4 protein-coding genes are annotated in these 6,594 nt (G+C 43.4%); 1 reads left to right on the plus strand and 3 read right to left on the minus strand.

What is annotated here, in order from left to right:
- Positions 1 to 415: 415 nt before the first annotated feature.
- The 3 genes from O9332_RS23535 to zds form a co-directional block, all read right to left on the minus strand.
- Complete coding sequence (locus tag O9332_RS23535; protein WP_002759660.1) at positions 416 to 1,435, minus strand: long-chain acyl-[acyl-carrier-protein] reductase; 1,020 nt, start codon at positions 1,433 to 1,435, stop codon at positions 416 to 418.
- A gap of 148 nt (positions 1,436 to 1,583) precedes the next feature.
- Positions 1,584 to 2,279, minus strand: a complete 696-nt coding sequence (locus tag O9332_RS23540; protein ID WP_002759657.1) for an aldehyde oxygenase (deformylating) — start codon at positions 2,277 to 2,279, stop codon at positions 1,584 to 1,586.
- A 229-nt stretch (positions 2,280 to 2,508) separates the two neighbouring features.
- Complete coding sequence (gene zds / locus O9332_RS23545) at positions 2,509 to 3,969, minus strand: 9,9'-di-cis-zeta-carotene desaturase (RefSeq protein ID WP_288027649.1); 1,461 nt, start codon at positions 3,967 to 3,969, stop codon at positions 2,509 to 2,511.
- A 137-nt stretch (positions 3,970 to 4,106) separates the two neighbouring features.
- On the opposite strand from zds, the gene O9332_RS23550 reads away from it, so the two are divergent.
- Positions 4,107 to 6,545 (plus strand): glycosyltransferase family 39 protein, encoded by a 2,439-nt coding sequence (locus tag O9332_RS23550; RefSeq protein ID WP_288027650.1) that lies wholly within the window; start codon positions 4,107 to 4,109, stop codon positions 6,543 to 6,545.
- Positions 6,546 to 6,594 lie beyond the last annotated feature (49 nt).

The following is a 6,594-nucleotide window of genomic DNA, read 5'->3' on the forward strand; positions in this document are numbered from 1 at the left end:
GATAAATTCTCTCTAGCATTTTCTGGCTCTCGGGGTTTAGGTCTCTAATCAATCTCATTGTATTTTCCTGCTGCTTCGTTTTTTTATGTATTATACTTCTTAATTTTTTATTTGGGTAATTAATTTTGCATGACTACTTAAGGGAGTTCTCTTCCTTGCCACTCTTAGGATTTTTCTTAACAAAACTTAACAATTGATGGCAAAATTTTGCTTGCTTTTGTCGGCAGATTTTGGGATAATATTTTTAAAAGAGTTTATTTATAATGGTAATCTGAGCAGTCAGCAATAAACAAAAACATCCCATTGTAAGACAATTATAACCCAAGCCGCTGGCAAAGTCAAGCGCTCACTCCTAATTATTTGTCGCCTAAAACTTCTAATTCCGTGGTCGGTGGGGGGGGGTTGGGGATATTAATTAAAATAACAAAGGTTGAAACCCGTGTTTGCGGGAAGCTGCGCCGATTTGTTCCATTTTAGGGACGGTAATTTGATTGCGTCCCCAGGAAAAATTAGTTTGCCAACCCTCCAACTCCAATAAAATCGCCTCAGCAAAACAGGCAAACATTTGACGAGAGGGAATATCCATATTAACGATTTTCATAATTTTCCAGTCAATATCGAGGGAATGCTCGACAATGCCGCCCTTAATCACCGAAATATCGGGGGCATTTAATACCATGCCTAAATTTTTCGGATAACCACCATCAATAATAATGCAGGGGCGCTTAAGTTTATCTAGATCAATTTCCACCCCTTTAGGCATACTAGCCACCCAAACAATGATATCAGCCAGGGGTAAAGCCTCCTCTAGGGGGAGAATTTTACCGCGTCCTAACTCCTCTTGCAGAGATTGTAAACGCTCTTGATTGCGTGCCACATAGATTAGTTCTTTTGTATCGGTTTTTTCATTTAACCAACGACAAACAGCGCTGCCGATATCTCCGGTGGCCCCACAAACCACGACGGTAGATTGAGCTAAATCGATGCCCATTTTTTCAGCGAGGGTTTCCACCTGAGTGCAGATGACGTAAGCGGTGTGGGTGTTACCGGTGGTAAAACGGCCAAAATCTAGCTCGATATTCCGCACCTGTCGATTATCTTTGAGATTAAACTCCTCGAAAATAATTGAAGAAAAACCGCCGAGTGCGGTGATATTGATATCACTTTTTTGAGCGAGTGCCATGGCATTTAGCACCTTACGAATAGCAGACTTTACCCAACGATGCGACAACATCTCCGGTAAAAAACAGGATTCGATGTATTTACCCGTGATGGTTTGTCCCGTGATGCTGGTGACATGAAAATCATCGACAATTTGCGGGGGGGCAGCACACCAAAAATCTAATCCCTGGTTAGCATATTCAGGATAACCTAGATCGTCGGCGACCGATTGGGCGTGTTCTAAACTGGTAAGATGACCTATAAGACCAAACATTGATTGTTCTTTCGTTAGACTAGATGGCACTAGATAAAAATGAGGATATTGCTAAGAAATCGTTAAGACTCTTAAATATAATACACAAAAGAGCCGCTCTGTGTTGAGCGGCAGCAGGGGAAAAACAGGAAATCTCGACGCTCAAGGTTTAGACAGCAGTTAATCCGTAGGCAGACATCCGCATAATATCACGGGTGCTGAAACCAATATTGCTTAAAGCTTCCCCGTAGCTAATCATAAAGTCTTCCACGAGGGCCTCTTTTTCCATACCGAGGACGCGAGCATCATCCTCGACTTGATTGAGCATTCTCCAGACAATGGGAAGATTAGCTCGATTTGCGGCTTCTAATTCCTTTTTAGCGGTTTCAAAGTTCGCTTTTAGCCATTCTTCGCCAAAATTGAGATGTAAATATTCGTCTTTAACTACGCCTTCAGTAATTTTACGAGCAAAAGGATCAGCAACAGGAATATAAATATTATAGGCAGCGATCGCGAAAGCTTCGATAATCAAAGATTGGATTAATAAACAGGTGACAACTTTACCTTCTGCGTAGGCAATTTGGAAGTTCTCGTGCAGAGAGGAAAAGAATGCTCTGGCATAATCCATATCAGGAGTGATTTGCAAATTTCGGCCGCAAGCTTGAAAACCTTTCATGTGACGGTTTTCCATTTTTGCCAGACGGTGTAACTCTTCTTTGTTATCGGTGAGGATGTCTGCTAATTGAATATAATTGCTATTGGCCTCGTATTCGCCTTCAATAACGATGGCATTAATGCGACTATAGGCTGATTTATAGGTTTCGCTGGTGAAATCAAGCTCTAATGGTACAGCAAGCTCTGGCATAAACTCGATTGACTCCTATTTCTGACGAGATTTTTCCGACGTTCTTTCCAGTCTAGGGTAAGCCTTCTAGATGGAGTGATCTTTTTACGAGTCTAGCTTGATCGGTCTTTTTTGTATAGCTTGGCCTGAGAGGCTGACTTCCCCAGTTAGCTATAGCGGTTATCTTTTGCCACTGAAAACAAATCTAGAGGCAATCCCTTCTCAAGGGAGGAGATTGCCGGCTGTTTGCTCAAACCGTGGCTAAAGATTTCTGGCGCTCGGCCTGTTGTAAGATTGCTTTGGCTGCCTGTTTACCCGATAAAGTCGCCCCTTCCATGCTATCAATGTAATCCTGTTGGGTATAACTGCCAGCCAGGAAAAAGTTAGCAATAGGAGTCGCTTGCGAGGGACGATAGACATCCATACCAGGTGCTTCCCGATAGAGACTCTGGGCCAATTTCACCACGCTAAACCAAGTCATCTTTAACTCCCGCGAGGAGGGAAATAACTGATGGACTTGCGCTAAAACGTGCTGGGCGATATCTTCATTTTTAGCTTTAATAAAAGGATCCCCGGGGGTTAAAACCAACTGTAATAAAGAACCTTCTCCGGGGCGATAATAATCCCTAGGACTGGTGAGAGCAAGATCTGCAAAACAGGAAAAATCCGCTTGGTGGGTGTACAAAAGATTGTCAATTCCCACCGCTTTTTGCAGTTGTCGGCGTTTTTCGGCATCATTTAACTCCGTCACCCAACCGTCAAAACGCAGTTGTACCGTAGCGACGGGGACGGCTTCTAGTCGGAAAATATTGTCAAAAATCGGCATTTTCCGCCAATCTTGGGGAATGAGACGCTGAATACCGGGGACATCACCAGCGCAAACGTAGGCATCTGCGGTGATAGTTTCTCTGGTTTCTCCGTTAGCGACGATCATGCCATTAACTTGCAGATTTTCGCCCTCTCCAGAATAGAGAATTTCCCGCACCTGACGACGGGTAGAGATTTTGGCACCCCGGGCCTCCAGATAGTTAATAATCGGTTTATGTAGGTATTCGTGGGGGGAACCTTCCAACATCCGCAGGACGGAAGCTTCGGTTTTAGCGGCAAAAAATTGGAAAATCGTCAGCATACAACGGGCCGAGATATTTTCCGTATCGATAAATCCTAAGGCATAGGCGATCGGATTCCACATTTTTTTTAAACTGCCTTCATTACCGCCATGGCTACGAAACCAATCGGCAAAACTAATCGAGTCCAGATCCCGAATCGTTTTCATCGCTCCTTGAAAGTCTATCAGACCGCGGACAATGGGACTTGTACCTAAGGCCAGAGAATTAAAGATTTTATCGGCTGCCGAGAGTTGAGAGGAGGTAAAAAAGGCTTTTAAACCGTTAAAAGGCGCACCCGCGGCGAAACGGAAGTCTAATTCGCCGATTTTTCCCCCTTCGTTGATAAAAGTGTGGGTGTGTTCTTTGAGCAGTAGGGATTGAAAAGCGCCCACTTTTTTCATTAACTCAAAAAGATTATAGTAACAACCAAAAAAGACGTGCAAGCCCATCTCGATGTGATTACCGTCCGCATCTACCCAACTACCGACTTTTCCACCGACAAAGGGACGAGATTCTAAGATTTCTACTGTACAGCCCGCATCGACCAGATCGATAGCTGTTGCCATTCCCGCTAACCCTGCACCAACGATCACCACTCGCATTTGTCAAGTTCCTGTTACAATTTTTCACTAAATCTTTATTTTACCCCGATCGGTCTGGTGTTTCTTGCTGGCGATTTTTTCAGGGGCGCTTGAGAGCGTGGCAGAATAATTGAGAGTTGCACTAGGGAGAAGTCATTTTGAAGCGATCGCTAGAGGGGAGACAGGGATTAATTATTGTCAGTATTATTTGGATATTGGGGATATTAGTCGATAGATTCTGGTTTAGTCTCGATCATACTATTCCTGCTTGGGATCAGGCCGATTATCTCAACGGTGGGATTATCTATAGCCAAGCTTTCCAAAATCCGCGCTGGTTTGATGGGGATTGGTGGCGCGGTTTATGGCTAATGTCCCCGAAAATTCCCCCTTTAACCTATCTTTTAACGATTCCCTTCTTTAATCTCTTTGGTATTAGCCTTGATGCGGGTATGTGGGTAATGGCTATCTATAGCGCCCTACTGCTCTTTTCTGTGTACGGATTGGGAATTATCCTCTTTAATGGGACTGTAGCACTCTGGGCGGTCTTAATCTGTCAATTTCTCCCGGGTTTATACTATTATCGCCTCGAATATCTCTTAGATTTTCCCTTAGCGGCAATTGTAACGTTTTCCTACTTATGCTTGACATGGTGGCGATTTAGTGGTCAAGGCTGGCTAAAAGCGATCGCTTTCGGGATTTCTTGCGGTTTAGGGATGTTAGTCAAACAAACCGCCCTATTTTTCCTCTTTTTACCGATTTTGTGGGTATTGGGCGAAAATCTCCGGCGAAAACGTTGGGGTAATCTAGCGCAATTAATGCTGAGTTTTTTGACGGCAGCATTGCTAATGTTTCCCTGGTATCGGACGAATTGGTTATTAATGTTAACCGCGGGCAAACGTGCCACGGTAGATTCGGCGATTTTGGAGGGAGATCCGCCTCTTACCAGTCCAGATGCCTGGACATTTTACGCCCAAGTTTTACCCTATTTTCTTTCTTGGGTATTGTTATTAGTTCCTGTGGTGGGATTATTAATCTCCTTACGTCATAGAAAAACCGAAGATAAGGTTAATCGTCCTGTGTGGATTTGGTTAGGAGTTTTTCTGCTGGGGGGATACCTATTATCATCCCTAAATATCAATAAAGATGCTCGTTATATTTTGCCGCTTTTACCGACTTTATCCTTAATTTTATCCGTTGGTTTATTATCTTGGCGTGGTCGTTTTGCCCCTGGTATCCGTTGGGGAACGATAACTATTGCCGCTATCCTCACCAGCTTAAATTTATTTCCCTTGGGGGGAGAGCTAATTACTAACGTTTTCAGTCCCGAATTACAACACCATCCCTATTTAAAAACCGGCTGGCAACAGGAAGAAGTAGTTAAAGAGATTCTAGCCGATTCTCCCTATCTTCGCAGCACTCTAGGGGTTTTACCTTCCACCCCCGAATTAAATCAACATACTTTCTCTTTCTACGGTGGTAAACATAATTCCCAGGTTGCCGGCAGACAGGTGGGAGTTCGGGAAGAAGATATCGAAAAGGATGTCAATTCTTTAGATTGGTTTTTAACTAAAACTGGTGAACAGGGTTCTGTCCCCGATGTCCAGAAAAAAATTGTTAATCGAGTCGCCACTGGTTCAGATTTCCAAGTGGAAAAAACTTGGCATCTACCGGATGATAGTACCCTGTCCCTACACCGAAAAATATATCCTTCCGTCACGGTTAACCCCCTTGAAAATGCGCCAAAACGGGTGGAATTAAGAGAGATTACCCTTGCCGAAAAAGCTTCTCCTAATCAACCAATTTCTGTGGTTTATAAATGGGCAGGAGACTGGCAACAATTAAAGTCAGGGATAGTAATTTTAACCTGGCAAGAAGTGGACGGTAAGGATTATTGGATGCACGATCATGGTATTGCTATGGGGGGATTAATGGCAGAAAAATTAACTCCAGAAGAGCAACAAAAAGGTTTTGAAGTCACTGAAAAAACCGCCATGCAGTCGGCAGCAACCCCCGGAGTTTATCGCTTATCTGCTGTCTATCTCAATCGGGAAACTGGCGAAACCTATCCAATTAAAACTAATGCTCAAATTACCATCGATCCTCAAGTTCCCAAGTTAGCAACGCCCCAATTAGATTTAGTGACCCAATTGCGCTTAAAGTCTGCTAATATTGGTCAAGGATTAACGGGTATTGAGCCAATTTTTGAGTTAACTAATCGTATCAATCAATACGATTCGATTCAGGATTATGTGCTGCAAGCAGACAAGGCTTTTTCCTATCGTTTACAGCAACAAAACCCCCCCGATAAATTATCTTTAGCCTACGGATTAGCAATTTCTAAGGTACTACAACAGGATGTGGCAGGGGCAATAAAAGCCACGGAGGAAATGATTAAAATTGACCCCCATAATCCCTATCATTATGCTTATCAGGGTTTTATTTATCTCTACGATTGGCAACCGCAAGCAGCCCAAAAAGTCTTAGATAAAGCTAGACAATTAAATCCCGATAGTGAGGAAATTAAGACTTTAAATGCAGTGGCTGCCTTGATGGGGGGAAATCTCGTTAAAGCTTGGCAATTATGGCAGTCAAATTAAAATAGAGTGAGAAGTGGGGAAGTGGGGTGTGGGGTGTAGGGTGTAGGGT

The sequence above is a fragment of the Microcystis sp. LE19-10.1B genome (genome assembly GCF_027530565.1).
GTDB lineage: Bacteria > Cyanobacteriota > Cyanobacteriia > Cyanobacteriales > Microcystaceae > Microcystis > Microcystis aeruginosa.

Excerpts from the sequence above, each read along its gene's own strand:
- O9332_RS23540 (WP_002759657.1), bottom strand. The coding sequence starts at position 2,279 with ATGCCAGAGCTTGCTGTACCATTAGAGCTTGATTTCACCAGCGAAACC.
- zds (WP_288027649.1), bottom strand. The coding sequence starts at position 3,969 with ATGCGAGTGGTGATCGTTGGTGCAGGGTTAGCGGGAATGGCAACAGCT.
- O9332_RS23535 (WP_002759660.1), bottom strand. The coding sequence starts at position 1,435 with ATGTTTGGTCTTATAGGTCATCTTACCAGTTTAGAACACGCCCAATCG.